Annotated in this window: 23 protein-coding genes; 15 read left to right on the plus strand and 8 right to left on the minus strand. The window is 57.2% G+C overall.

Annotated features, from left to right (window positions below; translation table 11 throughout):
• Nucleotides 1-37: 37 nt before the first annotated feature.
• Together HP062_RS02155 and HP062_RS30895 are read left to right on the plus strand one after the other, a co-directional pair.
• On the plus strand, nt 38-2302 hold the full coding sequence (locus HP062_RS02155; RefSeq protein WP_172790725.1) for a restriction endonuclease: 2265 nt from the start codon (nt 38-40) through the stop codon (nt 2300-2302).
• A gap of 163 nt (nt 2303-2465) precedes the next feature.
• Nucleotides 2466-2648, plus strand: a complete 183-nt coding sequence (locus tag HP062_RS30895; protein WP_256666071.1) for a MerR family DNA-binding transcriptional regulator — start codon at nt 2466-2468, stop codon at nt 2646-2648.
• A gap of 79 nt (nt 2649-2727) precedes the next feature.
• Here HP062_RS30895 and HP062_RS02165 read toward each other — a convergent pair whose 3' ends face one another.
• Nucleotides 2728-3105: a cytochrome c gene (locus HP062_RS02165; RefSeq protein WP_172790726.1), complete on the minus strand. Its 378-nt coding sequence runs from the start codon at nt 3103-3105 to the stop codon at nt 2728-2730.
• A gap of 392 nt (nt 3106-3497) precedes the next feature.
• Here HP062_RS02165 and HP062_RS02170 point away from each other — a divergent pair, with 392 nt between their 5' ends.
• From HP062_RS02170 to HP062_RS02200, 7 genes are all read left to right on the plus strand, one after another.
• Entirely contained in the window at nt 3498-4403 is a 906-nt protein-coding gene (locus HP062_RS02170) for a LysR family transcriptional regulator (RefSeq protein WP_172790727.1), read from the plus strand.
• A gap of 103 nt (nt 4404-4506) precedes the next feature.
• Nucleotides 4507-5520, plus strand: coding sequence for a succinylglutamate desuccinylase/aspartoacylase family protein (locus tag HP062_RS02175; RefSeq protein ID WP_172790728.1), 1014 nt, complete (start codon nt 4507-4509; stop codon nt 5518-5520).
• Nucleotides 5521-5551: 31 nt separating this feature from the next.
• Entirely contained in the window at nt 5552-6907 is a 1356-nt protein-coding gene (locus HP062_RS02180; RefSeq protein ID WP_172790729.1) for an MFS transporter, read from the plus strand.
• Between the two features lie 37 nt (nt 6908-6944).
• Nucleotides 6945-7808: an MBL fold metallo-hydrolase gene (locus HP062_RS02185; protein ID WP_172790730.1), complete on the plus strand. Its 864-nt coding sequence runs from the start codon at nt 6945-6947 to the stop codon at nt 7806-7808.
• Nucleotides 7809-7931: 123 nt separating this feature from the next.
• Nucleotides 7932-8873: an MBL fold metallo-hydrolase gene (locus tag HP062_RS02190; protein WP_172790731.1), complete on the plus strand. Its 942-nt coding sequence runs from the start codon at nt 7932-7934 to the stop codon at nt 8871-8873.
• A gap of 38 nt (nt 8874-8911) precedes the next feature.
• Nucleotides 8912-9496: a cysteine hydrolase family protein gene (locus tag HP062_RS02195; protein WP_172790732.1), complete on the plus strand. Its 585-nt coding sequence runs from the start codon at nt 8912-8914 to the stop codon at nt 9494-9496.
• A 300-nt stretch (nt 9497-9796) separates the two neighbouring features.
• Nucleotides 9797-11155, plus strand: coding sequence for an MATE family efflux transporter (locus HP062_RS02200; RefSeq protein WP_042932146.1), 1359 nt, complete (start codon nt 9797-9799; stop codon nt 11153-11155).
• Nucleotides 11156-11225: 70 nt separating this feature from the next.
• On the opposite strand, the gene HP062_RS02205 is transcribed toward HP062_RS02200, so the two are convergent.
• Nucleotides 11226-12152: a universal stress protein gene (locus HP062_RS02205; RefSeq protein WP_077749851.1), complete on the minus strand. Its 927-nt coding sequence runs from the start codon at nt 12150-12152 to the stop codon at nt 11226-11228.
• Nucleotides 12153-12425: 273 nt separating this feature from the next.
• On the opposite strand from HP062_RS02205, the gene HP062_RS02210 reads away from it, so the two are divergent.
• The gene (locus HP062_RS02210) at nt 12426-13667 is read left to right on the plus strand and encodes an MgtC/SapB family protein (protein WP_172790733.1); all 1242 of its coding nucleotides are present in this window, start codon (nt 12426-12428) and stop codon (nt 13665-13667) included.
• A gap of 15 nt (nt 13668-13682) precedes the next feature.
• Here the strand turns inward: HP062_RS02210 and HP062_RS02215 are convergent, their stop codons facing one another.
• Nucleotides 13683-14582, minus strand: coding sequence for a diguanylate cyclase domain-containing protein (locus HP062_RS02215; RefSeq protein ID WP_172790734.1), 900 nt, complete (start codon nt 14580-14582; stop codon nt 13683-13685).
• A gap of 211 nt (nt 14583-14793) precedes the next feature.
• On the opposite strand from HP062_RS02215, the gene HP062_RS02220 reads away from it, so the two are divergent.
• The gene (locus HP062_RS02220) at nt 14794-15717 is read left to right on the plus strand and encodes a universal stress protein (RefSeq protein ID WP_010459306.1); all 924 of its coding nucleotides are present in this window, start codon (nt 14794-14796) and stop codon (nt 15715-15717) included.
• Between the two features lie 53 nt (nt 15718-15770).
• On the opposite strand, the gene HP062_RS02225 is transcribed toward HP062_RS02220, so the two are convergent.
• The gene (locus HP062_RS02225) at nt 15771-16334 is read right to left on the minus strand and encodes a GNAT family N-acetyltransferase (RefSeq protein ID WP_077749854.1); all 564 of its coding nucleotides are present in this window, start codon (nt 16332-16334) and stop codon (nt 15771-15773) included.
• Between the two features lie 228 nt (nt 16335-16562).
• Between HP062_RS02225 and HP062_RS02230 the strand changes: the two genes are divergently transcribed.
• Nucleotides 16563-17474 (plus strand): universal stress protein, encoded by a 912-nt coding sequence (locus HP062_RS02230; RefSeq protein WP_010459308.1) that lies wholly within the window; start codon nt 16563-16565, stop codon nt 17472-17474.
• Here HP062_RS02230 and HP062_RS02235 read toward each other — a convergent pair.
• Complete coding sequence (locus HP062_RS02235) at nt 17464-18447, minus strand: zinc-dependent alcohol dehydrogenase family protein (RefSeq protein ID WP_172790735.1); 984 nt, start codon at nt 18445-18447, stop codon at nt 17464-17466. The two genes, HP062_RS02230 and HP062_RS02235, sit on opposite strands and share 11 nt — an antisense overlap.
• 23 nt (nt 18448-18470) lie before the next feature.
• Entirely contained in the window at nt 18471-19214 is a 744-nt protein-coding gene (gene fnr, locus HP062_RS02240; RefSeq protein ID WP_102593859.1) for a fumarate/nitrate reduction transcriptional regulator Fnr, read from the minus strand.
• Nucleotides 19215-19465: 251 nt separating this feature from the next.
• On the opposite strand from fnr, the gene HP062_RS02245 reads away from it, so the two are divergent.
• Both HP062_RS02245 and HP062_RS02250 read left to right on the plus strand, forming a co-directional pair.
• The gene (locus HP062_RS02245; protein ID WP_172790736.1) at nt 19466-21838 is read left to right on the plus strand and encodes a phosphoketolase; all 2373 of its coding nucleotides are present in this window, start codon (nt 19466-19468) and stop codon (nt 21836-21838) included.
• Between the two features lie 52 nt (nt 21839-21890).
• Nucleotides 21891-22775, plus strand: coding sequence for a universal stress protein (locus HP062_RS02250; RefSeq protein ID WP_077749857.1), 885 nt, complete (start codon nt 21891-21893; stop codon nt 22773-22775).
• Between the two features lie 33 nt (nt 22776-22808).
• Here HP062_RS02250 and HP062_RS02255 read toward each other — a convergent pair whose 3' ends face one another.
• Nucleotides 22809-23234: a potassium channel family protein gene (locus HP062_RS02255; protein WP_010459314.1), complete on the minus strand. Its 426-nt coding sequence runs from the start codon at nt 23232-23234 to the stop codon at nt 22809-22811.
• A gap of 9 nt (nt 23235-23243) precedes the next feature.
• Nucleotides 23244-25088, minus strand: coding sequence for an ATP-dependent zinc metalloprotease FtsH (gene ftsH, locus HP062_RS02260; protein WP_010459316.1), 1845 nt, complete (start codon nt 25086-25088; stop codon nt 23244-23246).
• A 303-nt stretch (nt 25089-25391) separates the two neighbouring features.
• Between ftsH and HP062_RS02265 the strand changes: the two genes are divergently transcribed.
• On the plus strand, nt 25392-26312 hold the full coding sequence (locus tag HP062_RS02265) for a universal stress protein (protein WP_172790737.1): 921 nt from the start codon (nt 25392-25394) through the stop codon (nt 26310-26312).
• The last annotated feature ends 54 nt before the right edge of the window (nt 26313-26366 follow it).

The following is a 26366-nucleotide window of genomic DNA, read 5'->3' on the forward strand; positions in this document are numbered from 1 at the left end:
TTTACTGGCATGTGGTCCATTTCTGAGCGAGGCTTTTGTGAGCGATTACGATTTTTCGCGGCTAAACGATAAAGAGTTCGAAGTCTTTTGCGCTGACCTGCTAAGCGCGAGGGAAGGGGGTAGATTCGAAAGATTCAAGCCCGGACGTGACGCTGGAGTGGATGGGCGCTTTTTTAGGTCCGAGGGGGATGAGTGGATTCTCCAGTGTAAGCATTGGATTTCGACGCCGTTAGAAAAGCTCGTTAAATCTATTGCGGATTCTGAAAGCCTTAAAGTTCAAAAATTATCGCCAAGTCGATATATCTTAGCCTTGTCTCACTCGCTTTCACTTAATGATAAAAAAATTTTGATGCAGAAACTTTCACCATTTGTTTTGTCTCCAGCAGATATACTGGGTCGACAGGATTTGAGTGATATGCTCGCGAAGTATCCAGATGTTGAAAGACGGCACTATAAGCTCTGGATTGCTAGTTCGAATGTTCTTGCGTATATGCTTAATAAGCCCATACATGATAGGAGCCAGTTTGAGCTTGGCGAGATAATTGAGGCCTCTAAGCTATATGTGGCTACGGTAAATCATAATCAAGCGATTGATAAACTGGAATCTACGAGTGTTGTTATCATCACGGGTCCAGCTGGCATTGGTAAGACAACATTGGCTGGGCAGCTAATCCTACAGTACGTCGCAGACGGCTTTGAGCTTTCGGTCATTTCTGATGATATTAAAGAGGCTGAGAGTATCTTCGACCCTGACTCAAAGCAAATTTTCTATTTTGATGATTTTTTGGGCCGCAACTACCTAGAAGCGCTTTCTGGCCATGAGGGCGCCAAGATTGTTGGTTTTATTAGGCGCATAGTCAAAAATCCCCAAAAGCGATTTGTATTGACATCTCGAACTACTATTCTAAATCAAGGAAAAATTTTAAACGATGTTTTCTACAACTCAAATATAAATAGAAATGAGTTTGAGATTACACTTGAATCTTTGGCGGAGATCGATAAGGCGAGAATTCTTTACAATTATATCTGGCATTCTGAAATAGATGCTGAATATGTTGAGCAGTTGTACTCGCATAAACGTTATCGAACTATTATTGATCATAGGAATTTTAATCCTCGGCTAATCCGATTTATTACCGATGCCCAGCGATTGGAGGATGTCCCATCCGAGTCTTACTGGGCTCATATAGCTGGTTTGCTAGATGATCCGTCTCAGGTCTGGGATCATCCATTTCAAGCGCAACTGGATGACTGTGGCCGTGCCTTGGTTTTGCTGGTCGCTATGAACGGGCGCGTGATTACTGAGCCTGAGCTTTCAGAGGCATTTGCGCGATATCTAGAGAATCCAGGAGCCGCCAGTCTTACTGGAAAAAAAGATTTTCTACTAAACCTCCGTCACCTATCTGGTTCGATGCTCACGAGATTAGTAGTAAGCGAAAATCAGCCTTTTGTTCGGTTATTTAACCCGTCTTTAGGTGACTTCGTACTCAACAGATATGCCCGTAACACCCCTGTTTTACGGCAGTGCTTTGGTAGCCTGAAGACACAATCTTCATTGAAGACGCTGAAGGATATGCAGGATAACAAGATAATCAGTGCTGGCGTGGCGACTGAAGTGATAGGTCATATCTTTTCATCCGTTTTAGATGTTAATTTCCTTGGGTCTAATGCCGAATTTGTAGCTCAATTATGTATTTCAAGGTCTGAGCTTGGTAAAAAATTTAACTTATCAGACCAAAGTCTTTTAAAAGCGATTGATTTTATTTGTGGCGAGAAGTGTTGCCGATCCTTCTTGGCATCGGCACGAGTACTTTTATGGGCGCTGCGCAGTGGCAGTGTTGATAAAATGACTGTGGAAGCGTTCTTGGCTGGAGCCTTTGCCAATGACCCAAGTTATGACGAATTACTGATTTTAAGTCAGCTTGTCAAATGCTTTGAAGTTGTAGAGCATCAATCGCTTTACGATGCATATGATCAAGTCATCACGGATTACCTAATCGCGTCAGTTGAAGATGAGTTTCCAGATGCAGAGGTATTTTCTGATGGTGGTTCGCAATCAGCAGCTCGCAGAAAATTTATGGAGCTAATGGATGAAAAAGCTGTCGAGTTGGGTGCTAATGATTCATCCAGTGTGGCTGATGGTGTTGTAGACTTAGTTGATGTAGATAGATTCTACGATAAATATTTTAATGAAGCAGAGCATGAGCCAGATTATGAGTCTTATAGAGATCAACGCGTGAGTTTGTCCGAGCGATTATTTAGTGCTATCGATCCAATTGACGATTTGTTTTCGCGTGATTAAAGCATTCATCCTGAATTCATATTGCGGATGAATAATATGGTGGATTTGATTCGCCCTAGGTTTCCAGGCACTTTCAAGGTCTTCATTTGGCCGACTGCTGTCTGTCACGAATGGCAGCTAATGGCCGCTTTCTGCCTGTCGCGGTGCCGCTGAGCGACTCTGCATGAACACCGTGTGCACCAGGACGACATCCGGTCACAGCCAGCAAACAGCGGGCCGGCGCTGGATCAGGGAGGAGCGTCATTTATACATAGGTGAACTTGCCAAGTTGTCGGGGTGCACTCCAAAAGCCATTCGTTTGTATGAGCAACCGGGTCTGCTGAGCCCTCAGCGCCATGGCAGTTAAGGGTTGCCCCAAGGGACAGAGTCAAGCGCTGGCGTCATGTCAATCGAAGGTGACAGCACAGGACCAGGCACTTCAAATGTCATCGGTTTTGTGAAACCATACCACCCATGTATTGACTTAAATCGCGCAAATCCTTAACGCTCCATGAGTGCGGCGATAGCTTTACTCCATTCTCACGCAAGGTTCTTGGAATTAAGTCGCCATTTGGGCGAAGTATTATCGAAGATACAATCACGCCCGGATAATCAGTTAATCGTTTTTTGAAAGCGGACGTTGTTAGATCAGGTGTAGGCGGATTGCTTTTATTAGCCAGCGGTCCTGTTGCTTTGAGATCCATTCCGTGGCACATGCTGCATCGCTGTAGATAGAGATTTTTTCCATTAGCATTATCCGCGAAGGATAGTGATGTTTGAGTCAGCGATAAAATTCCTAGCGAAGCGATGAATAATATTTTCATTGTTTTTATCTTCCTTGATGGGATCGGCGTCGATTGGACGCGATTTGCAGCGCGGGAAAGATATCAGCCATCGCGTCGGCACACACAGTCATTCCTGATGCCCATTAAATCAACACGTTTTCCCGGCGCATCCCGGTGACCATTCTTGGCCGATTTCTTCCTGTCACGATGGGCAGAAATCGACCCAAAGCTGCCCTTCGCATAAGGCAGATTGCTTCTCGTAAAGAAGGACAGCTATCGACCTAATGCGCTTACCTGATCAGTTGAAAGAGTTCGACGTAGAAACCAATAGATTTGCGGGATTTTTACCCTACTCCAGAAAACCTCGTAGCTTGAGCCCGGTAGCGTAACCTGTAGGCAGATTGTCTCGACCATTTGACGAAGGAGTCAAAATGGAGCTGCGCCATCTTCGCTACTTTGTTGCCGTCGCTGAGCATAAGAGCATTCGTCTAGCGTCCGAGCGGATTCATGTCACTCAACCTGCCGTTTCGCGTCAGATCCATGACCTTGAGGAGGAGCTTGGGTTAGAGCTATTCGACCGGCACCCTCGCGGTTTGACTCTGACGACCGCCGGCGAGTCATTCTTGTTCGATGTGCACAAACTCATGAGGGATCTTGAGGCGGCAGCACGCAAGGCAAAACGCATTTCTACCGGTTGGGCAGGCAGGTTGCGCCTTGGATTCGTCGAGAACAGCAGCTGGGACGGAATTGTTCCAGAAGCACTCAGGCGTTTTCAGGTCGCAACGCCTAGTGCCAGCTTGGAGCTGAGCCCGCTCAATACACCTGAACAGGTCCAGCGAATTGAAGACGGGGCGCTCGATGGTGGATTTGTTTACCGTTATCGCCCGTTTGCTGAGGAACTGGCAACGCTGCAATTGGCGCAGCACAGTTTGCTATTGGCGATACCCGCGGATTGGCCACACCGTGGCGATCAACTGACACTCAAGGATGTAGCCGACCGGCCCTTCATCACATTTCCGCGCTGGGTTTATCCGGTCTATTACGATCAACTTATGGCCACCTGCTTTGAACTGGGAGTAAGCCTCAACGTCGCCCAGGAAGAGCAAACTGAGTCCGCTATTCTCGCACTGGTCGGGGCGGGGATTGGTGCGGCTCTGGTGAACTCGGCCAACCTTGGTCGGCCGCCAGCGTCAGTCCGGTTTATCAAACTCGCCGATCTGTCGTTACCGATGCCACTGGTCTTTGTTTACAAAGGCGATAACAACAGTCCTTTACTGTTGAGATTTGTCGAAGCACTCACTACTGCGCGGGAAAAAATCGCCATGGGCGATGCCTAAAAGGCATCACTGACCTCATAAAACGGCATTTTCGTTGTTAAGCACTCTGGCGGACAGTGGGGTAGTCGTTTTCCACGGCCACCCTTCAGTTCAGGAGTGTTGTATGAGTAATAACAATCAAAGATCACTCATTGCCTCTACGGTCGATTTTTCACAAGAAGGATTTCAGCAGGGAGCATTGATGCTTCCTCATTCCCACGACCGCTCGGCTTATGGCCGTATCCCAATTCCCATAGTCGTGCTCAAGTGTGGGGTCGGCCCAACGGTTTTATTGACCGGAGGAAATCACGGCGACGAGTTGGAGGGGCCGGTTGCGCTAATGAAGTTGATACAGCGTATGAAATCCCTGGAAATCAACGGGCGGTTGATCGTTGTACCCGGGCTCAATTTTCCTGCATTTCAGAACGGCACTCGCACCTCTCCAATCGACCATGGAAATCTCAACCGCCTTTTTCCAGGCAACCGTAGCGGTAGCCTGACCGAGATGATTGCCCACTATGTCGATACCGAGCTTTTCCCCATCTCGGACGTGATTCTTGATTTACATGCTGGAGGAGCCTCCTTCCAGCATGCACCAGCGTTACTTGCTTCCTTGCCGGCCAACATAGCTTTGCACGATGACTACCTGCATCTTGTCGACGCTTTCGCCGCTCCTACCACCATGGTCATGAACCTGCTGGGAGAGGATCGAACCTACGGCGCAGCAGCCGAGCGCCAGGGGAAGCTGTTCCTGTGTGGAGAATTCGGCGGTGGGGCGTCGTGCGATCCCGAAAACCTCAAGATCGTCGAGGATGGATTGCACAGGGTCCTGCATAGCCTGGGCGTCCTCCATGAAGTTCCACCGACGGCCGTCCATAAGACACGACTGGTCAAGGTTGAAGATGCTGGCCACTACCTTTTTGCAACCGCCCGCGGCGTATTTGAACCTTGTTTCTCCATAGGCACCCGCGTGCTCAAAGGGCAATTGGCGGGGCGCTTGTTTGACATCGACGCACCATGGGAACCGGCGGAGGAGTTGCACTTTGCAAAAGACGGGGAAGTGATGGTCCAGCGCACCTTTGCTCACGTAGCCGCCGGTGACTGCATCGCCGTGCTGGCGTCTCCTGCTACTTGGTAGTGACTGCCGATCCACGTCTGGAGTGTGCGTTATGAACGTATTCCGCTCTGCGGGACCTGCTTCTGAAGACAATCGAGGTTCGGCGTACAGCGTCGGCCTGTTTCTGCTCTGTTTTGCCTTTTCTTACCTCGACCGCCAGATCGTCAGCATCCTGGTGCAGCCGCTTAAAGCAACGCTAGGTCTGTCTGATACACAGATCGGGATGTTGCAAGGTTTCTCATTCACCTTGTGTTATGCGACGGCCGGGGTTGTCGTGGCGCGTTTGGTAGACCGATCCAATAGGGTGAACATCATCGCTATCTGCGTGGCGATTTGGGCTTGTTTCACGGCACTTTGCGCAACCGCGGGAAGTTTTTCCGAGCTACTGGTGTGGAGAGCAGGCACCGCGATCGCGGAAGCAGCGCTCAGCCCCGCGGTGTTATCGCTGCTGGCCGATCTCTACGCTCCACGTCGATTGAGTCGTGCCACCGGTGTTTTCATGCTAGGCCCCTATATCGGAAGCGGCGCCGCACTGACGGGCGGGGGGGCGTTGCTGGGTTGGCTGAACCAACCAGGTAATGACGTTCTCGACGCTACCTCTATGCACGCCTGGCAAGTGGTTTTCCTGTGTGTTGGTTTGCCAGGTTTCCTATTGGCAGCACTGGTGTTTTTCACCGTTAAAGAACCTTCAAGGCGAGAACATGCGGGAGGGGCGAACGCAGTCAATTCAGATGTGGCGCCGCCCTTCAGCGAAGTACTCAGGGAGCTATTTGTTCGAAACCGGTTCTGCCTGCCGTATTTCTTCGGCTATGCCTGCCTGATCATGTTGTTCTACTCGTTCACTGCCTGGTTTCCCACCGTATTAATCCGGCACTTTGCGCTTGAGGCGAGCTACGTGGGGAAAGTCACCGGGCCTATCTACATGATTGGCGGAGTCGTCGGTGTACTCACCGCTGGACTATTGGTCAGACGTGCCAAGGATGCACAAGCGTTAGGTACTGCCCTCAAGGTTGCGGCATACGCCTGCACATTATTGATCCCACTCGCGCTAGTTGCGCCGTTGGCCCCCTTCAGCATCGCAGTGACCTTTTACGGCTTGTGTGCTTTTGCGGCGAGCATTGTGATGGCGTTAGCGCCCATTCCATTGCAGATCGCCATTCCAAATCGAATGCGAGGGCGTTCTATCGCACTGTTGGTGTTCATGACCAATGTGATTGGCGGGGGAATCGGGCCATTCGCGGTGGGTTATATCAGCCAATCAATGGCTGACGACCAGAACGGGCTGGGCATCGCGCTGGCCATTGTCGGGACCGTTTCAGCAGCTCTCGCTGCGGTCCTCTATACCTGGGCGACCCTGGCTGTTGGGCGATCTCGGGTCATCACAACGTCTGCCGTGCAAACCCGCTGAATAGCGTCACATTTTTTGCTGCCAAGAAGGAGAACTCATGAACAGTTCCGATGTTTATGACATGGGTGATATTCGAATAACGAAAATCACCGAACAGATATTTCGCACGTTGACTGTCGGTCAACTCTATCCAGATTCCACTCCGGAACGACTAAAAAAGGCAAACACCGCTGTTGAGTTAACGCAAGACAGTGCGGTTGAAATGAGCATTCACAGTTGGCTGGTAGAAACGCCGCAACACCGACTGCTGATCGACACGGCTTCGGGTAATGCCAAAGACCGCCCTTTCAGCAGTCTGTTCCACCAACTGCGTAGCCCATGGCTGGAAAATTTAACGTCAACCGGCGTGAATCCTGGCGACATTGATTACGTCCTCCATACCCATCTGCACGTCGATCATGTCGGCTGGAATACCGTGTGGAATGGCGATCGCTGGATACCGACTTTTGTTAATGCTATGCACGTGTGCTCTCAGGCGGAAATGGATTTTTACGACTCGCCGGCGTCTGCATCACGAGCGGTGGTTTTCGAGGACAGCATCCGCCCGGTGCGCGACGCTGGTCAATTACAGGTGATTGGAAATCATGGTGTAGAGATTTTACCGGGGATCAAATTTCATCCCACTCCCGGCCACAGCCCAGGGCACATGAGCATCACTATCGAATCCGCTAATCAAATTGCATTGTTCTGCGGAGACGTCATGCACAGTCCGCTGCAAGTGGTAAGTCCGGGGTGGAATTCGATGTTCTGCGGGGAGCAGCCGGCGGCTTGTGAATCGCGAGAATGGTTACTGCAACACGCTTGTTCTGGTCGTACAACCGTATTCACCAGCCATTTCACCGAGTCCTCCGTTGGTCGCGTTACCCAGGCTGCCGGGCAATACGTTTGGGAGTTTATCTAACCGTCAAAACGGAAGCTGAACATGCAAGCCACTACGTGAGCAATCACTATTTCTGCTTAAGCCGAATGGCAGCAGATGAGTCTTCACGGCATAACTTTTCACACGATGTATGAGGAAAGCCCAATGAACGTACTACGCAGCTTTTTAGTTCCCGCGTTAGCCGCGCTACTCCTTGCGACCGGCCCGGCAAGCGCTGATGTGTTGAAGCAGGCGCCTGGCTATTACCGAATTCCTCTTGGGGATTTCAAGGTCACGGTTCTGTCTGACGGAACCGCCCCCAGGGATCTCGCTTCGATTATGAGCAAGCCTGATGTGGTACGCGCCGCCTACGCCGGAGCGCATGAAGCACTGCCGGTCGAGCTTTCCATCAATTGCTTTTTGATCGATACGGGTAAGCAACGGATCCTGGTAGATACAGGTGCCGGTGAATTGTTTGGCCCCACCTCAGGAAAGATCGTCGCCAATCTTCACGCCGCCGGTTATAGCCCAGAGGACATCGACACGGTCCTGCTCACCCATATTCATGCCGACCACTCGGGTGGTTTAACCGTAGCGGGTAAGCGTGTGTTCCCAAACGCAGCCGTCTATGTAGACAAGGCAGACCCTGCGCTGTGGCTCAGTCAGGCCGAGGAGGCAAAAGTCCCCGCCGCCCGCAAAACCACCTTCGAGCAGTCGCGTAAAACGGTCGGCCCCTATGTCGACTCAGGTCAGTTGAAAACATTTACCGCGCCGGCGACCCTGTTTCCTGGGGTGAGCGCTGTTCCATTACACGGTCACACACCGGGTCACACGGGCTACATGATCGAAAGTAAGGGGCAAAAACTATTGCTGTGGGGTGACACCGTTCACTCGACCGAGGTTCAACTGGACCATCCCGAAATAACGATCCAATACGACGTGAACGCTACCGACGCTGCCAGTTCGCGGCGTAAAGCTTTAGATCAAGCTGCCAAAGAAGGCTACCTGGTCGGGGGCGCCCACATATCCTTCCCAGGCTTGGGCCATGTCGAACATCGTGACCGGACCTACATTTGGCATCCGATTCCCTATTCGGCCGGAAACTAAACGTCGTTAATTCACGCGAAGTGTGCGCGGATGCATCCTTGAATCAGGAGAAAAATACGATGTCGGAAACAATGAACAGCGCTTTACTAATCCTCGATTACCAGGTGGGTGTCGGCGATCAGGCCTATGCCCATGAAGCTTCTCTTCGTGCGGCGCAGGCACTGGCGGCGGGCCGCAAAGCAGGTCTGCTTATTATCTTCAGCAAGGTCAACTTCCTGCCTGACTACTCGGACATTGCCCTGACCAACAAGGCATTCGCGCCCTTCAGAACAAAAAATCTGTTGCCGCCCGGCGCAAGTAAGCTCATTCCGCTGTTCCAGCCGACACACGACGAAGCCGTTGTCGATAAAGACCGTTTCAGTGCATTTTGCGGAAATGATCTAACCGATGTGCTCCGCGCGGCGAACGTTAAGCACCTGATCATGGCGGGAGTCTCCACAAGTGGCGTCATCTTATCGACCTTTGCAGCTGCGGCAGACGAGGACTATGTAATGACCATTCTCTTCGACGCTTGCGCTGACCCGAAGCCCACACTACACAACGAACTTATGACCAACCTGTTTCCGCGCTCCGCAACCGTCATTACGGTCAACGATTGGATTACATCGCTTACCGTCAAGTAGCCCCATTTTTTGTGAAATAGAAAGATTGAAGAGAAGAGTGAACGCTATGGCAGACAAGAAATTGTCGTCGATGCTTTGCTCAACATGGCCGAAGAGCAAGCAGCTCTGTTCGGCGCAACCAACACCATCCGCTTGTCGTAGTGCCTAATCATGCAGGTGAAGCTTATGCAGCTATCAATGACCGCTATTGGCCGAAAGTGGACATTTACACGCACTGTCCAAACCCACGAAATCGAACAGGTGACGCCCAGCCCCTAGCGTAGAATTCCCAAACCGCGCCCACCCCGAGACGGACCCTCAATGCAAACCCCAGCCCCTCAACATCCCCTCTGGAAAACCTACCTCCTTTTCCTCGCCCCCATGGTCCTCTCCAATTTCCTCCAATCCATGTCGGGCACCATCAACAGCATCTACATCGGCCAAATGCTCGGCACCCAGGCCCTGGCCGCCGTGTCGGGCATGTTCCCCATCGTCTTCTTCTTCATCGCCCTGGTCATTGGCCTCGGCGCAGGTGCTGGCGTGCTCATCGGCCAAGCCTGGGGCGCGCGCGAGCCGCACTTGGTGAAAACCATCGCCGGCACCACGTTGCTCCTGGGCGCAATGATCGGACTGGTAGTGGCGATTTTGGGCAGCGTCTTCGCACGGCCCGCCCTGCAAGGCCTCGGCACACCGGCCGACGTGATTGACGATGCGGTGTCTTACGCCCACGTGATGATGTGGATCATGCCGTCGCTGCTGGTCTACGTGCTGTTCACTCAGTTGCTGCGCGGGGTCAGCGATACGGTGTCGCCGTTGATTGCGTTGGTGGTGTCGACGTGTATCGGGTTGGCGCTGACGCCGGCGTTGATTCGGGGGTGGTTCGGGTTGCCGATGATGGGGATTCAGAGTGCAGCGTATGCGGGGCTGGCGGGGAATTTGTCGGCGATGGGCTGGTTGGCGTGGCGCTTGATTCGCAAGGGGCATCCGTTGGCGCCGGATCGGGAGATGTTTGCGGCGATGCGCCTGGACCTGGTGATTCTCGGCAAGGTGTTGCGCATCGGTTTGCCGACCGGGTTGCAGATGGTGGTGTTGTCGGTGTCGGAGTTGGTGATTCTGGCGCTGGTGAATCGGCACGGTTCACAGGCGACGGCGGCGTATGGGGCGGTGACGCAGATCGTCAATTACGTGCAGTTTCCGGCGTTGTCGATTGCGATCACCGCGTCGATCCTTGGCGCTCAGGCGATCGGGGCAGGGCGGCTTGAGCGCATGGGGCCGATTTTGCGCACGGGGCTGTTGATCAATGTGTGCCTGACCGGTGGTCTGGTGGTGTTGGGGTATTTGCTGTCGCACTGGTTGCTGGGGTTGTTTCTCACCGAGGATTCGACCCGGGCGATGGCAGAGCATCTGTTGCACATCATGCTCTGGAGCCTGTTGGTGTTTGGATTCCAGGCGATTGTCGGCGGCATCATGCGCGCCAGCGGTTCGGTGCTGGTGCCAATGGCGATTTCGATTTTCTGCGTGGTCGGCGTGCAGTTGCCGGTGGCGTATGTGCTGGACGGGCAGTTTGGGTTGCAGGGCGTGTGGATGGCCTTTCCCGTGGCCTACCTGGGCATGCTGGTGTTGCAGACGGCGTATTACAAAAAGGTCTGGAAGCATCAGGCGATCGAGCGGTTGGTGTAGCGCCGCGCCATAAAAAATGGGCTGCCGTGCAAACGGCGGCCCATTTTTTTCGATGGCGCGCGGTCGTTGCTTATTCCTCGATGACTTCCGGCGACACCACCCACACGCTGCACGGCATTTTGTACAGCAGGTGTTCCACTGTGCTGCCGATCAGCCGCCCGATGCCGCGGTGGCCAACCCGGCCCATGACGATCACGTCGACGTTGTAGGCATCGGCATAACTGGACAGGACTTTGGCCGGGTTGCCCATCACCATGTGCCGCTGTTCCGGCGGAATGCCGTTGCGTTCGGCCAGCGCGTTGAAGGCTTCACCTTGGGCGTCGAACAGGGTTTTGGCCTTGGTCGAGGAGAAGAATTTGGTGGCGTCGCCGAAACCGAACTCATCGGCGCCGATGGACGACAGGTCATAGGCGTACACCACGTCGACCTGGGCGTTGCAGGCCGTACCCAGCTTCACCGCCTCATGCAGGATGCGGTCATTGAAGCCTTCGTATTGGCCATCGCGATGGAACGGGTCGACGGCCGCGACGATCCGGCGCGGCAAGGCGTGTTGCACGTTGCTGACAAAATGCAGCGGCACCGGGCATTCGCGCAGCAGGTGGATGTCCAGCGGCGTGAACATCATCCGTGACAGCAGCGATTCGTGTTGCAGCGCCTTGATCACCAGGGTCATCGGCTGCTCTTTGAGGTGGATCAGGATTTCCTGCAACGGACGTTCGACCCAGACCACTTCCGTGGTGACGGTCACGCCGATCTTGCGCAAGGGCCGGGCCTGATCTTCCAGCCACTGGCGGTGGCGCTCGACGTACCCCAGGCGCATCTGCTCCAGGGCGTCGCGGTTGACCAGGCTTGCGGTGGCCAGGCCTTCCAGGAAATCGAACGCGACGATGTGCAGCGCCGCGTCTTGCGCCTTGGCCAGCGCGGCGGCCCGGTCGAACGCGGGGCTGTTTTCCATCAGGGGCGAGGCAATGAGCATGAAGCGTGCTTGTTCGGTCATGACAATTCTCCCTTGGGTCTTCACACAGACGCAGGCCTGAAGTGGCCGCGAGGGTTGGCTGGAGCGTTTACCTGAAGTCCATAGTGGCAATGGTGAGGATGGGCCGCTTGATCTTTGTCAAACCTGCGCGTGTCGGCGCGAGGGCGGCCGACGTTTGGTTGCCTGGGCCATACTCGGAGAGGTTGATCATGATCAACCTGGGCATGAACGGTTTGGCGCACGCTGGCGTCAACTGAATGCAGATCCCCCCGGCCTGGCCGGATTGAGAGTCCAATGAATGAAACCCTCGGTGGCATGACCGGCGCGGCGGCTGCGCTGGGGATCGGCATGCTCATCGGCCTTGAACGCGAACGGCACAAGGGGCGAGGGGACAGCCGTGCCTGTGCCGGTTTGCGCACGTTCGCGATTACCGCGTTACTGGGGTATGGCGCGATGCAAGTGGGCGGCGGCTTGCTGTTGGGGATCATGGCCACCTGTGTGGCGTTGCTGGTCACGGTGGCGTACTGGCGCAGCCTGAGCGATGACCCCGGCGTGACCAGCGAAGTGGCCTTGTTCACGGTGTTGGTGCTGGGCGGGTTGTGCGTTACCGCGCCGGCGCTGGCCACGGCCATCGGTGTGGCGATGGCGGGGTTGCTGGCGTATCGGCAGAAATTGCATCACTTTGCGCGCAGTCAATTGACCGAGGCGGAAATGCGCGACGCGCTGGTGCTGCTGGTGGCGGTGCTGGTGGTATTGCCGTTGGCGCCGGACCGCTTCATCGGCCCCTATTCGGCGATCAACCTGCGAACCATTTGCGCCTTGACCGTGCTGCTGATGGCGGTAGGCGCAGTGGGCCATATTGCCGTGCGAACGCTCGGCAGCCGTTACGGTTATGCGCTCAGTGCCATTGCCTCCGGGTTTGCCTCCAGCACTGTGACCATCGCCACGATGGGGCATCGGGTCAGCGCGGAGCCCGGCAACATCAAGATTCTCGGCGCGGCGGCGATTTTCTCCAACCTGGCCACCTTCACGCAGGTCGGCCTGATCCTGGGGGCGGTTGAACCCGATCTGCTGCGTCACGTGTGGGGACCGCTGTTGTGCGGGACCATCGCCACCGCGCTCTATGGCCTGGGTCTGATGTTTCACAAGCCGGTGACCGGCCCCAGCCAGCCGATCAAGGTCGGTGGGGCCTTCAACCTCAAGCTGGCCGTGGTGGTCGCGCTGGCCATGACCGGTATTACCTTTCTGTCGTCGATGATGCTCAACTACTTCGGCGAGGTGGGGGTGATGCTGACGGCAGCCTTCACCGGGTTCGCCGATGCGCATGCCTCGACGGCCTCGATTGCGGCCCTGGCCAAGTCCGGGTTGTTGCCGTTTGATGTCATTGCCGCGCCTGTGCTGCTCGCGGTCAGCAGCAATTCCCTGAGCAAATGCGTCGTGGCCTGGGTCAGCGGCGGGCGCCGGTTCGCCGTGTATGTGGTGCCCGGCCAGGTGTTGCTGACACTGGCGATGTGGGCGGGCCTCTGGTTGCTCTGAGGCCCTGTTTGCGATCTAGTCATCGGGCGACAGTCGTTTGAAGCGGCAGGCGTTGCCACCGGCTCGCTTGGCCAGGTACATGGCCCCGTCAGCCTGTTCGAGCAGGTCTTCGACACTCGCGCCATTGGCAGGAAACAGGCTGATCCCGACGCTGATGGCCGTGTTGATGCGGTGCGCATCGATCATGAACGGCTCACCGATCGCGGCGATCAGCTTGTTGGCCAGGGCTTCAAGCTGGTCGGCTTGTTCCATGCACGTGATCAGGATTGCGAACTCGTCGCCACTCAAGCGAGCGACCACGTCAGACCTGCGCACGGACTGGCCCAGGCGCTCGGCGACGGCCACCAGCAGCTTGTCGCCACAGGCGTGTCCCAACGTGTCGTTGACCGATTTGAAGTGGTCCAGGTCGATAAACATCAACGCCAGTGACTGCTGGTGTTTGGTGGCGTGGTTGATCGCCTGATTGAGCAGGTTCAGAAACAGACTGCGGTTGGGCAATCCAGTCAGGGCGTCATGGAACGCCAGTTGCTGCATGTTGGCGCGTTCTTCATCCGTGACCTTGAAATTGTGCAGGATGGCGATGAAATGCGTCACCACGCCATGAGGGTCGAGCACGGGGGTGATGATCTGATTGACCGTGCAGCTGGCGCCGTCCTTGCGTCGCTCGACCATTTCGCCCTGCCAGGGCAGGCCCGCCAGAATCGTCAGCCACAGGTCTCGGTAGAAGGTAGAACTTTGTCGACCGGAAGACAGCAGGTGCGGGGTTTTCCCCACCAGCTCCGGCTTGGAATAGCCGCTCAAGCGACAGAACGCATTATTGATCCAGACGATGCACCCCGTGCGCTCGGTGATCAACACCGGGTTAGTCGCAGCGTCCCATGCTCTTGCCAACACCTGCTGGTCATAATCGATCATTGCCCCCTCCCATGTAGCCCTGGACGCATCAGGCCTTGATTCAGGCTAAGAGGAAGGGGCCGGGAATCTGTTGATCAAAATCAACTTTTACGGACGCAACGGGCATCAAAAACGCGCGTTATAGCTGATAAAGATCAAGTTGCCCGAAGCAGGAACGCTCACTCTGAATACCTGTTCATTCCATTGATACGACCACGTGCCGAGGTGCCCCATGTCGCAGACTCAGCGTTTACTGTTAATCGCTCCCCAAAACATGACCCACACGCCGGCCTTCGACCGTGCCGCCGCGTTGTCGCTGGCCATGCAGATGCCCTTGCACATCGTCGCCTTCGATTATTTGCAGGCCCTGGCGGTGGCGGGGTTGTTCGCCCCCGAACAGATCAGCCTGGCCCGTGACGGGTATTTGCAAACCCATCGGGAATGGCTCGCCGAGCAAGCCGCGCTGATGAGAAAGCACGGCGTCGAGGTCACCAGCGAGGTGGTCTGGGTGCAGCATCCGTATGAGGAGATCCTGCATTTCGTCAACGAGATGTCCTTGGCGTTGATCATCAAGGATGCGCAGGAAGAGTCAGCCTTGAAGCGCGTGTTTTTCACGCCGCTGGACTGGCAGTTGTTGCGCGATTGCCCGGTGCCGGTGCACCTGGTGACCAACGCCGTCAACCCTAAGCCGCACAACGTGCTGGCCATCATCGATGTGTTGCGCAGCGAGGACCAGGACCACGTGTTCAACGACCAGATCATCGACGCCGCAGCGAAGCTGGCCTCCGTGTGTGGTGCAACCCTTGAGCTGGTGCATGTGTATGACTGGACGGCCGTGTATGCCCAGGACATTGGCTTTGGCGCGCTGCCATTGGCCGTCGGGATTTATGAAACCCTGGGCAGCGCCCAGCACGAAGCGTTTGCGGCGATTGCCGAACGCCACGGGGTAGCGCCGCAAAATCGCCATTTCATCGAGGGCGTGCCGCTGACGAGCATTTGTGATTTTGCTGCTGAGCACCGCACCGATGTCATCGTGATGGGGACGGTGCAGCACAAGGGGCTGAACAAGCTGTTGGGGACCACGGCCGAGCAACTGTTGCATCGGGCACCTTGCAGCGTATTGGCCATCAAGCCGGGCCGGGTTTTACAATCCTGAAGGCTGGATCGTCCCGCGATGAACCGTTGGCCTGAACATCGCGGGACGATTTTTTACAGGGCTAGACGGTGAATGACCTGACGCGTGTCATCAGGATCGTTGTGTGTTTCGAAACCCAGCGCTTTGGCCAGGTCACGCATCGGCGTGTTGCTGGCGGCGTCCACCGAATACATCTGGCGGAAACCGTTCTTGCGCGCGGCTTTGATTAAATGCTCCATCAACAAGGTGCCCAGGCCCAGGTGCATCCATTCATCGGCGACGGTCACGGCGCATTCACATTCATGTTCCCCCGTAGCGGCATAGCGGCTGACACCGATCTCGATCAGTTGGCCATTTTCGTGGACCAGCGCAATGAAAGCCGTGCGCTGTTTGTTATCGGTGTCCATCAGCTGGTCGAGCATCGCCGTGCCGGGTTCGTTGATCTGTGCGAGAAAGCGCATATGCCGGGACTCGGGCGACAGGCGCTTGATAAACGCGCGTTCACGTTCGCGGTCTTTTTCCGCCAGTGGCCGGATCAGCACATGACGCCCGTCCTTGAGCGCTTCGATCCAGTATTTGCCGGTGACGGCGGCATAGGCCGCAGCGGCTCGGTCATTGTGGTCTTTGACAGTCAGCATGGGGTATTCCTCCATCCGGTTTGAAAGGTGTGCGGCACGATGACGAGCCGTTCGGTGACTTCCTTTCTACGCCGTTGGCGGCGCCTGAATCTGATCTGGATCAGAGAGTCGCGACGGCAGGCGTTGATTGGCCCATGTTTGATGTAAATCAAGCGGGAGGAGGGGGCGAGGAGCGCAGTCTTGGACACTTGCCGGCGTTTGATGACCGGTGTCGAGCCGAGGTGTGTGATGGGCCAATATCAACGTTTGTTGCTGATCGCCGACCAAACCCTGCATCAGTCCCCCGCCATGTTGCGGGCCGTCGCGCTGGCCAGGGCGAGCGGGGCCGAACTGGCGGTGCGGGCCTTTGTCGAGCCGGCGCCGGTGGTGCATGTGTGGGAAGACAAAATCGACGACGCACGCTATCAGGGCTATTTGCGCCGCTACCGTCGTTGGGCCGCCGATGAAGTCGAACGGCTCAACGAGATGGGGCTGGACGCAACGGTCGAGGTGGTGTTCACCACCCATCCGCTGCTGGACATTCTGCGAACGGTCGAAGACTTCAAGCCGGATCTGCTGATCAAGGATGTCACCTTCGAACCGTTGCTCAAACGGGTGTTCATCACACCGCTCGATTGTCACTTGCTGCGCGAGTGCTCGGTGCCCGTGCACTTGGTCAACCAGGCGCGTTACGGCTTGCCGCACCGGGTCGTGGCGGCGGTGGACCCGTTCGACCCGTCGACGCAAATCAATGGCTTGAATGACACGATCATCCAGACCGCGAACGCCCTGGCCCTGCAATGCGACGCTCCGCTGCACCTGCTTTACGCCTACGACTTGTCACCGGCGTTCAACGGCGATGCGCCGTTGGCCAGCGGTGGCTGGGACGTGGATTTAATCGAGGAACTGCGCCAATCCTTGCACCAGGCCTTTGTCGCCCTGGCGGATCGCTACGGTGTACCGCCAGAGCGGCGGCATTTCGTGATGGGCCTGCCCGTGCCGGTGATCAGTGAATTCGTCGAGCACTACCTGGCGGATGTGGTGGTGATGGGCACGGAGCACAGAGTGGGGATCGACCGGTTGATCGGCAGTAACACCGAGCGGGCGCTGTACTCGGTGCCGGGCAGCATTCTGGCCGTCAGGTCGAACGTCAGGGGGTGAGCACGATGGCACCCTTGAACTGCCCGGCCCGTAAACAGGCGAGCGCTTGGTTGGCGTCTTCCAGGGCAAAACGGGTGACGTCGCAATGCACTGGCGTGTGTTGCAGTTCTTCGAAAAACGCGGTGCCGTCTTCACGGGTCAGGTTGGCCACCGAGCGCACGCTGCGTTCGCCCCACAGCAGCCGATAAGGGAACGCGGGAATGTCGCTCATGTGAATACCGGCGCAAATCACGCAGCCGCCCTTGGCAGTGACGGCCAGTGCCAGCGGCACCAGCGCACCGACGGGGGCGAAAATCAGGCTGGCATCGAGCAGGTGCGGCGGAGGCTGGTCCGACGGGCCGGCCCACTCGGCGCCCAGTGACCGGGCATAGGCCTGGCCTTCGCTGTCCTCAGGTCGAGTGAAGGCCGATACCCGTTGACCCCGGCCCCGCGCCACCTGAATCGCCAGATGCGCGGCGGCCCCGAAGCCATAAAGGCCCAGGTGCCGAGCGCCCTTGGCCATTTGCAACGCGCGAAAGCCGATCAGCCCGGCACACAGCAATGGCGCGGCCTGGAGGTCCGAGAGCACCTCGGGAATGGGGAAACAGAAGCGCTGGTCGGCCACGGTGTACTCGGCATAACCGCCGTCCAGGTGACAACCGGTGAACTGCGCGTGGTCGCAAAGGTTTTCCCGGCCCGAAGTACAGAACGCGCATTCACCGCAGGTCCAGCCCAGCCACGGAACGCCTACCCGCCGGCCGATCCAGTCGGGCGCGACCTCGCTGCCCACCGCCGTGACTTCGCCGACGATTTCATGGCCGGGTACCCGTGGCAGCACGGCTTGCGGCAATTCACCGTCCACCAGGTGCAGGTCGGTGCGGCATACGCCGCAGGCGAGCACTTTAAGCAGCAATTGATGTGGGCCAGGTATCGGGATGGGACGTTCTTGCAATTGCAACGGTTGGCCGGGAGTAGTCAGAACCATGGCGCGCATGACGAAGCTCCAGGCGGGCGAAATCAGCGAGGTTGGCGATGACAGCCGGCGACCATCTGCTTGAGCCCTTCCATGTCCTGGATCTTGACGTCGCGGCCGGCGATTTCCACCAGCCCTTGGTCCCGCAGGTGCGCAATGCCCCGGCAAATGGTTTCCAGGCGTAGCCCAAGATAGGAGCCGATTTCTTCGCGACGCATTTTCAGCACGAACTCCTTGGATGAATAGCCACGGATGCTGAACCGTTGGGACAGGTTCAGCAAAAAAGCCGCCAGGCGCTCATCAGAGTTCATGTTGCCCATCAACATCAGCATGCTGTGATCGCGCACGATTTCGCGGCTCAGCAGCCGGTTGAGGTTGTGCTGCAACGACGGCAGGGTTTGCGCCAGTTTTTCCAGCTGCGCAAAGTGAATGGGGCAGACTTCGCTGTCCTCCAGGGCAAACGCCGTGCAAGCGTGCGCATCGGCACTGATGGCATCCAGACCGAGCATTTCGCCGGGTATGTGAAACCCGGTGACTTGTTCACGGCCATCGACGGACACCACGCAGGTCTTGAATGAGCCGATACGCACTGCGTAAAGCGAACGCAGAGGGTCACCGGTGCGGTACAGCGCGGCGCCCTTTTTGACCTTGAAGCGTTGCACGATCAGCGTATCGAGCCGTTCGACCTCCTCTCCGGTCATGCCAATGGGAAGACACAACTCCAACACACTGCAGCTGGAACACGCAGACTTGAGGTGATGAACTTGCAGTGGACGAATTTCAGGCATGAGAGGAACGCCGTCTGGGAGTCGTTTAAGCATAGTTGGTGAGCCATCGGGGGGAGGGTTCATTCGAATGTTTGACGGGGTAATCGACGAACGGGGAAAACCGTCCCTTACGGTTTGATTTTCATGGCATTTCAACGCCCTTCAACTTGAGCGCCGACGGTAATACTTGATGTAAATCAAGTCTTGAGCGTTCCAGACTCCCAGAATTGGTCAAGGATTGCCGGCCGGTCGGATCTTTTAAGGAGAACTTCATGAGCGATTTCCTCAGTGATGAGCAACTGGAGGGGCTGGACGCCTATTGGCGGGCATCCAATTACCTGGCCGTCGGGCAGATCTACCTCAAGGACAACCCGCTGCTGCACCAGCCTTTGACCCTGGCGCACATCAAGCCGCGTTTGCTCGGTCACTGGGGCACAACGCCGGGGCTGAACCTGATCTATACGCACCTCAACCGGCTGATCAAACAGTACGACTTGAACATGCTGTTCGTCGCAGGGCCTGGTCACGGCGGCCCCGCCGTGGTGGCGCAGACTTACCTGGAAGGCACCTATACCGAGTGTTACCCCTCGGTGGAGCGCGACACCAACGGCCTGGTTCGTCTGTTCCGCCAGTTTTCCTGGCCTTACGGAATCTCCAGCCATGTGTCGGCGCAGATTCCGGGCTCGATCCACGAAGGCGGCGAACTCGGTTACAGCCTGGCCCACGCCTATGGCGCGGCGTTCGATAATCCCGATTTGATCGTCGCCTGCGTGATTGGCGACGGTGAAGCCGAAACCGGCACGCTGGCGGCGAGCTGGCACTCCAACAAGTTTCTCAACCCGGCGCGTGACGGGGCGGTATTGCCGATCCTGCACCTCAATGGTTACAAAATCGCGAACCCCACGGTGCTGGCCCGAATCAGCGAGGATGAGCTGTCGGCGCTGATGTATGGCTATGGCTACGACCCGTATTTCGTTGAAGGTGATGAGCCGGCGCAGGTGCATCAGGCCCTGGCCCGAACGCTGGACACGATGGTGCTGAAAATCCGCGAGATCCAGCGCGAAGCACGCCAGCCTCGGTCATCGGAGGCGCCAGAGCGGCCGCTTTGGCCGATGTTGGTGTTGCGCACCCCCAAAGGCTGGACCGGGCCGAAATTCGTCGATGGCCATCGTGTCGAAGGCACCTGCCGTGCGCATCAGGTGCCCTTGGCCGATTTCCAGCAACCGATCCATCTGCGGCAACTGGAGGAATGGCTCCACAGTTACCGTCCCGATGAGCTATTTGATGCCAATGGTGCGTTGTTGCCCGACATCGCGGCGCTGGCACCGACCGGGCATCGGCGCATGAGTGCCAATCCCCATGGCAACGGCGGCGCGTTGTTGCGACCGCTGGACCTGCCGCGATTTGCCGACTACGCGGTGAAACTCGAGGCTCCCGGCAGCCTGCGCGCCGAGGCCACGCGCGTCTTGGGCACGTTTTTGCGCGACGTGATGAAAAACAGCCTGGCCTCGAACAACTTTCGCCTGTTCGGCCCGGATGAAACCGCCTCGAACCGGCTGGACGCGGTCTACGAGGTCAGCGCCAAGACATGGATGGCGCCACTGGAGGCGGACGACAACCATTTGGCCGCCGATGGCCGGGTCATGGAAATCCTCAGCGAACAGGTGTGCGAGGGCTGGCTCGAAGGCTATCTGCTGACCGGGCGACATGGCCTGCTGTCCTGTTACGAGGCGTTCATCCATATCGTCGATTCGATGGTCAATCAGCACGCCAAATGGCTGAAAACCGCCAGCGAAGTGCCGTGGCGCAAACCGATTGCTTCGCTCAATTATTTGCTGACCTCCCATGTCTGGCGTCAGGACCATAACGGCTTCTCTCATCAGGACCCCGGGTTCATCGATCTGGTGGCGAACAAAAAATCGGACGTGGTGCGCATCTACCTGCCGCCCGACGCCAATTGCCTGTTGTCGGTGGCTGACCATTGCCTCAAGAGCTGCAATTACATCAACGTCATCGTCGCCGGCAAACAACCGGAATGGCAGTGGCTGGACATCGATGCCGCCATTTGCCATTGCCAGGCCGGCGTTGGTCGCTGGGGGTGGGCCAGCCAGAACGATGACGACCCCGACGTGGTCATGGCCTGCGCCGGTGACGTGCCGACCCTCGAAACCCTGGCCGCCGTGACGCTGTTGCGCGAGTACGTGCCGGACTTGCGGGTGAGGGTGGTCAATGTGGTCGACTTGATGGTGTTGCAGCCGTCCTATCAGCATCCCCACGGGATGTCGGACTCGGCGTTTGATGAGCTGTTCACCGTCGACAAACCGGTGATTTTCGCCTTCCACGGTTATCCCGCGCTGATCCACCGCCTGCTCTACAAACGCACCAATCATGACAATTTCCACGTCCGGGGCTTCAAGGAGGAGGGCGCGACCACCACCCCGTTCGACATGGCGGTAATCAACAATCTGGATCGGTATCAACTGGCGCTGGACGTCGTCGAGCGGGTGCCGCGGCTGCGCGATCAACTGCAAACCGAGCGGTCGCGCTACTGGTCGACGATGGAGCGGCACAAGCTCTACCTCATCGAGCACGGGCAAGACATGCCCGAGGTGCTGAACTGGCAATGGACGCCGGCAAATCCCTGAGTCTTGCCGCGCCGCGGTGCGTGTCGAATGTTCACCTGACGGGAGTCACATCATGAGCCAGTATCAACGCTTGTTACTCATCATCAACCCGGCCCTGCGCCATTCCCCGGCGATCAAACACGCGGCGGCATTGGCCAGGGCCAGCGGCGCGAGCCTGCATATCGCCGCTTTCATTCCTTCGTTCAAATTGTTGTCGCTGCTGGAGGAAGGTGATCGGGAACAGGCCCGTCAGCGCTACCTGCAAGACCATCGTGATTGGCTCCAGGTGCAGGCCGAGACGCTGCGTTGCGAGGGCATCGATGCGACCACGGAGGTGGCCTGGGCCGAGGATATGGAGCAAGACATCCTCGATCATGTCACGGAAATGCAGCCCGACCTGTTGATCAAGCAGGTGCAGCACGAGTCAGCGCTCAAGCGCGCCTTTTTCACCCCGCTGGATTGGTACTTGCTGCGCCACTGTCCGATGCCGGTGTATCTGGTGGGCGGGCGCGGCGACGGCTGGCCGCGCAAGATCGTGGCCGCGGTGGAAGTGTCCGACACCGAGTCCCCCGACAATACGCTGAACGACCGCATCATCAGGCAGGCCAACAGCCTGGCCATCCAGTGCGATGCCGAATTGCATTTGCTGTACGCCTGTGACATTTCGGCGGCCTTTCTGGCGGACATGGATGGATTGACCCTGGCGGACCTGACCAAAGCACTGCGCAAGGACCTGCAGCAAGCCTTCGTGAAACTCGCCGGCCAATACGGTGTGCCTGCGGATCGTCGTCACCTGGTGTCCGGCCATCCGGTCAAGGCGTTGAGTGAATTTGCCCACGAACACGAGGTGGATGTGATCGTGATGGGCAAGGTCCAGTCCTCCGGCGTCGACAAGCTCCTGGGCAGCACCACCGAGCACATTTTGTATCAGGTGCCGTGCAACGTGCTGGCGGTCTAGAGGCCCCGGGAGGGCTGCGTGCCTTCGGGCCGGCTATTTGCGCTTCCAGTACTTCTGCATTTCAAGAAACAGGAAGGACGCCGTCCAGGTGATGAGTACCAGACCGGTCAAGGCTTGCAGGCCGGTCAGGTATTTGAGGTTGCCCACCGGTGAAATATCGCCGAAGCCGATGGTCGTGTAGGTGGTGAAGGAAAAATACACGCAGTCCATGAACGAGCCATCGAAGTTACCCGTCAAGGTGCCCCATTCGCCGGAACGCACCATCAGGTAATAGACCAGTGCGAAGCACCAGACTTCTGTTGCGTGGGCAAACAGGGCACCGAATACCCCGACGACGATCCTGAAGCGGCTCCAGAGTCTCAGGCGGGGCAGCCAGTCGTTCAGGCGTAACAGGCATTCGTAGTGGATGACCACGACGATGATCACCACCAGTGTATTGATCAGCGTGACTGCCAGCATGGCGAACCTCTAGCGATCGCGCAGTGTCACGGCGAGGGGGAGTGTCAGGACCGGCTTCATGGGCTGAAGCGGGGGGAACTCTTCAGGGGTCAAGGTTTCTTTCTCCAGCAAGAGACGGGCCCCGGCGTCCAGATCGGTGCGGCGGCTCTGCAGCAACGCCTTGGCCCGGGTGTAGGCTTCGTCGAGCAGGGCGCGGATGCCCAGGTCGATCTCCCTGGCGGTTTGTTCCGAATAGTCTTTCTCACTGACGCCCTGCATGCTGTCGCCAAGGTAGGTGGCCGTTTTTCGCTCCAGCACCGCCAGACCCAGTTCGGCGCTCATGCCAAACCGGGTGAGCAATTGACGAGCAATATCGGTGGCGCGGGCCAGGTCGTCGGCCGCGCCGGTGGAGATCTGGCCATAAGCAAGGAATTCGGCGGCTCGACCGGCCATCAGCACGGCAATCCGGTCCTTGAGCATCTGGCAGCTGATGAGGAAGTGATCTTCAGTGGGGCGCTGCAGTGTATAGCCCAGCGAGCCAATGGCCCGGGGCACAATCGAGACTTTATGCACGGGGTCCATGGCCGGCAGACTGCTGGCGGCCAGGGCATGCCCCATCTCGTGATAGGCCACCACCTGACGCTCGTCGGCACGCAACACGCTGCTCTTGCGCTCGACCCCGGCGACAATGCGTTCCACCGCTGCGGTGAAGTCTGCAAGATTGACCGCATCAGCGCCGCGGCGCGTAGCGACGATGGCCGCTTCGTTGACCAGATTGGCCAGGTCAGCGCCCGTGAAGCCCGTGGTGATGTCGGCAATCTGCTCGCTATCCAGCGTGGGTTCCACGACGATTTTTTGAAGATGAACCTTGAGGATGGCCTGACGGCCTTTGCGGTCTGGGCGATCAATCAGCAGCTGGCGATCGATCCGACCCGCTCGCAGCAGGGCGGGGTCGAGAATTTCCGGGCGATTGGTCGCGGCGAGTAGAACGACGCCTTCACGCGGATCGAATCCGTCCAGTTCGGCAAGTAATTGATTGAGGGTTTGCTCTTTTTCATCATTGCCGCCAAATGCGCCGACGCCACGCATTTTGCCCAAGGCATCCAGTTCGTCGATGAAAATGATACAGGGCGCCGCTTCCCGAGCCTGTTCGAACAAGTCGTGCACGCGGGCGGCGCCGACGCCGACGAACATTTCGACGAACTCAGACCCCGAGATCGAGAAGAACGGCACACCGGCTTCACCCGCGATCGCTTTAGCCACCAGCGTCTTGCCAGTGCCGGGCGGGCCGACCAGCAACGTACCCTTGGGAATGTGCGCACCCAGGCGTGAGTATTTGGCCTTGTCCTTGAGGAATGAAACGATTTCCACCAGTTCGGCCTTGGCTTCATCGATGCCGGCGACATCGGCGAAGGTCACCCCGGTATCGCGCTGGACGAACACTTTGGCGCGGGACTTGCCAATGCTCATCAGCCCGCCCATGCCTTGTTTTTCCGCCAGCCCGCGAAACAGGAAATGCCAGACCACCATGATCAGCACAAAGGGCAACAGCCAGCCCAGCAGGCCACTCAGGAAAGTATTTTCATTGATGCCGGTAAAGCCGACACCTGAATGCGCGAGGTCGCTCGCCAGTGCTGGATCGACCCGCACCGTCGAGAACTGGAGGCGTCCGTCGATGGGCTCTTGAAGCTTGCCGCTGATCTGGTCTTTCTCGATCCGCAAATCGCTGACTTTCTGTTCGCTCAGCAGTTGCAGGAACTGACTGTACGGAATGCTCTGCACCACACGCCGTTCGATAAACAAAAACTGAACGAGGGTCAGCACGACAAACGCGATGGCGAAGTAAGACAGGTTCCATTGGTGGGTTTTTTTCATGGACGTGGCTCAGAGAAGGGGCCGCGGCGGGGATGGCGCAACCGTGAGTCTGGTCAGTGTTTTCTACGCCTGAGCGACAAAAAATCATTGAGTTAAATCAACAATGCTTCTGTGCGCCCGAAGTCGATGGGGACGCCCGCCGAAAGCCTTCCATTAGTTGACAAAGATCAGAGCCACCACGGGATAACGCCTGATACTCAAACAACAGCTTTCCAGCCGCCATCAGCCTGTAGAGCTGCACAAACGCCGACAGGAATCGGGTTTGCGGTAAGGCAATAGGTCGATCCCAGGACGAGGTAGGTGATGCTGAATATCAAACGTATCTTATTGATTGCCCCTTCCGAGATGGTCCGCACCCCGGCATTCGACCGCGCACATGCACTGGCCTGTGCCACCGGTGCCTTGCTGCACATCGTTGCCTTCGACTATGTGCAGGTGCTGGCCGTTGCCGGACTGTTTGACCACGATGCGATGGCTCAGGCGCGGGAAGGCTATTTGCAAGTGCACCGTCACTGGCTGGAGCAGCAGGCACGGTTCCAGCGGTGCATCGGGTTGCAAGTGACCACTGAAGTGGTCTGGGCCAAATCCAGCCGGGCGAACGTGCTTGAGTACGTCAACGATTTCCATCCGGACCTGGTGATCAAGGACACCCACCATGTACCGGCACTCGACCGCGCGTTCCATCGGCCACTGGACTGGCTGTTGCTGCGCGACTGCCCGTCCCATTTGCATTTGGTCACCGAGGCCAGGAATCCCAAGCCGTTGAACATTCTTGCGGTCATCGATCTGTCCCATCTGGAGGAACTGACGCAGGGTCTCAACGACCGGATTCTCGACCTGGCCTCGACGCTGGCGGCCTCCTGTGGCTCAACCGTGCAACTGCTCAACGTCAGCAGCTGGTCGGTGGTGGGCGACGCAACGATGAGTGTGCCGACGCTGAGTCTGAATGACAGCCTCAGAGATGCGGTCAACGATGCCCAGGAGGAGGCCTTCGAGGCGCTTGCCGAACGCTATGGCATCGACAGACAACACCGACACCTGCTGACCGGCATTCCGCACAAAGTCATCGGGCTGTTCGCCAAACGGCACGCATTCGACATGGTGGTGCTGGGGACGGCCTATAGCCATGGGGTTGACCGGTTCATCGGCAGTACCGCCGAGAGCGTATTGAACCGCGCACCGTGCAGTTTGATGTTCGTCAAGCCACGCCCCTGGCTCGACTGAACGGCCACCCGTTGCGCCACAGTTGATAAAAATCAACTGCCCTTGAGCCGAAAG

This window comes from Pseudomonas sp. B14-6 (assembly GCF_013260315.1).
GTDB lineage: Bacteria > Pseudomonadota > Gammaproteobacteria > Pseudomonadales > Pseudomonadaceae > Aquipseudomonas > Aquipseudomonas mandelii.

What these genes read in the sequence shown, in the direction of transcription:
- HP062_RS30895 (WP_256666071.1), top strand. Translation starts at nt 2,466, where the DNA reads ATGAACACCGTGTGCACCAGGACGACATCCGGTCACAGCCAGCAAACA.
- HP062_RS02165 (WP_172790726.1), bottom strand. Translation starts at nt 3,105, where the DNA reads ATGAAAATATTATTCATCGCTTCGCTAGGAATTTTATCGCTGACTCAA.
- HP062_RS02170 (WP_172790727.1), top strand. Translation starts at nt 3,498, where the DNA reads ATGGAGCTGCGCCATCTTCGCTACTTTGTTGCCGTCGCTGAGCATAAG.
- HP062_RS02175 (WP_172790728.1), top strand. Translation starts at nt 4,507, where the DNA reads ATGAGTAATAACAATCAAAGATCACTCATTGCCTCTACGGTCGATTTT.
- HP062_RS02180 (WP_172790729.1), top strand. Translation starts at nt 5,552, where the DNA reads ATGAACGTATTCCGCTCTGCGGGACCTGCTTCTGAAGACAATCGAGGT.
- HP062_RS02185 (WP_172790730.1), top strand. Translation starts at nt 6,945, where the DNA reads ATGAACAGTTCCGATGTTTATGACATGGGTGATATTCGAATAACGAAA.
- HP062_RS02190 (WP_172790731.1), top strand. Translation starts at nt 7,932, where the DNA reads ATGAACGTACTACGCAGCTTTTTAGTTCCCGCGTTAGCCGCGCTACTC.
- HP062_RS02200 (WP_042932146.1), top strand. Translation starts at nt 9,797, where the DNA reads ATGCAAACCCCAGCCCCTCAACATCCCCTCTGGAAAACCTACCTCCTT.
- HP062_RS02205 (WP_077749851.1), bottom strand. Translation starts at nt 12,152, where the DNA reads ATGACCGAACAAGCACGCTTCATGCTCATTGCCTCGCCCCTGATGGAA.
- HP062_RS02210 (WP_172790733.1), top strand. Translation starts at nt 12,426, where the DNA reads ATGAATGAAACCCTCGGTGGCATGACCGGCGCGGCGGCTGCGCTGGGG.
- HP062_RS02215 (WP_172790734.1), bottom strand. Translation starts at nt 14,582, where the DNA reads ATGATCGATTATGACCAGCAGGTGTTGGCAAGAGCATGGGACGCTGCG.
- HP062_RS02220 (WP_010459306.1), top strand. Translation starts at nt 14,794, where the DNA reads ATGTCGCAGACTCAGCGTTTACTGTTAATCGCTCCCCAAAACATGACC.
- HP062_RS02225 (WP_077749854.1), bottom strand. Translation starts at nt 16,334, where the DNA reads ATGCTGACTGTCAAAGACCACAATGACCGAGCCGCTGCGGCCTATGCC.
- HP062_RS02230 (WP_010459308.1), top strand. Translation starts at nt 16,563, where the DNA reads ATGGGCCAATATCAACGTTTGTTGCTGATCGCCGACCAAACCCTGCAT.
- HP062_RS02235 (WP_172790735.1), bottom strand. Translation starts at nt 18,447, where the DNA reads ATGCGCGCCATGGTTCTGACTACTCCCGGCCAACCGTTGCAATTGCAA.
- fnr (WP_102593859.1), bottom strand. Translation starts at nt 19,214, where the DNA reads ATGCCTGAAATTCGTCCACTGCAAGTTCATCACCTCAAGTCTGCGTGT.
- HP062_RS02245 (WP_172790736.1), top strand. Translation starts at nt 19,466, where the DNA reads ATGAGCGATTTCCTCAGTGATGAGCAACTGGAGGGGCTGGACGCCTAT.
- HP062_RS02250 (WP_077749857.1), top strand. Translation starts at nt 21,891, where the DNA reads ATGAGCCAGTATCAACGCTTGTTACTCATCATCAACCCGGCCCTGCGC.
- HP062_RS02255 (WP_010459314.1), bottom strand. Translation starts at nt 23,234, where the DNA reads ATGCTGGCAGTCACGCTGATCAATACACTGGTGGTGATCATCGTCGTG.
- ftsH (WP_010459316.1), bottom strand. Translation starts at nt 25,088, where the DNA reads ATGAAAAAAACCCACCAATGGAACCTGTCTTACTTCGCCATCGCGTTT.
- HP062_RS02265 (WP_172790737.1), top strand. Translation starts at nt 25,392, where the DNA reads ATGCTGAATATCAAACGTATCTTATTGATTGCCCCTTCCGAGATGGTC.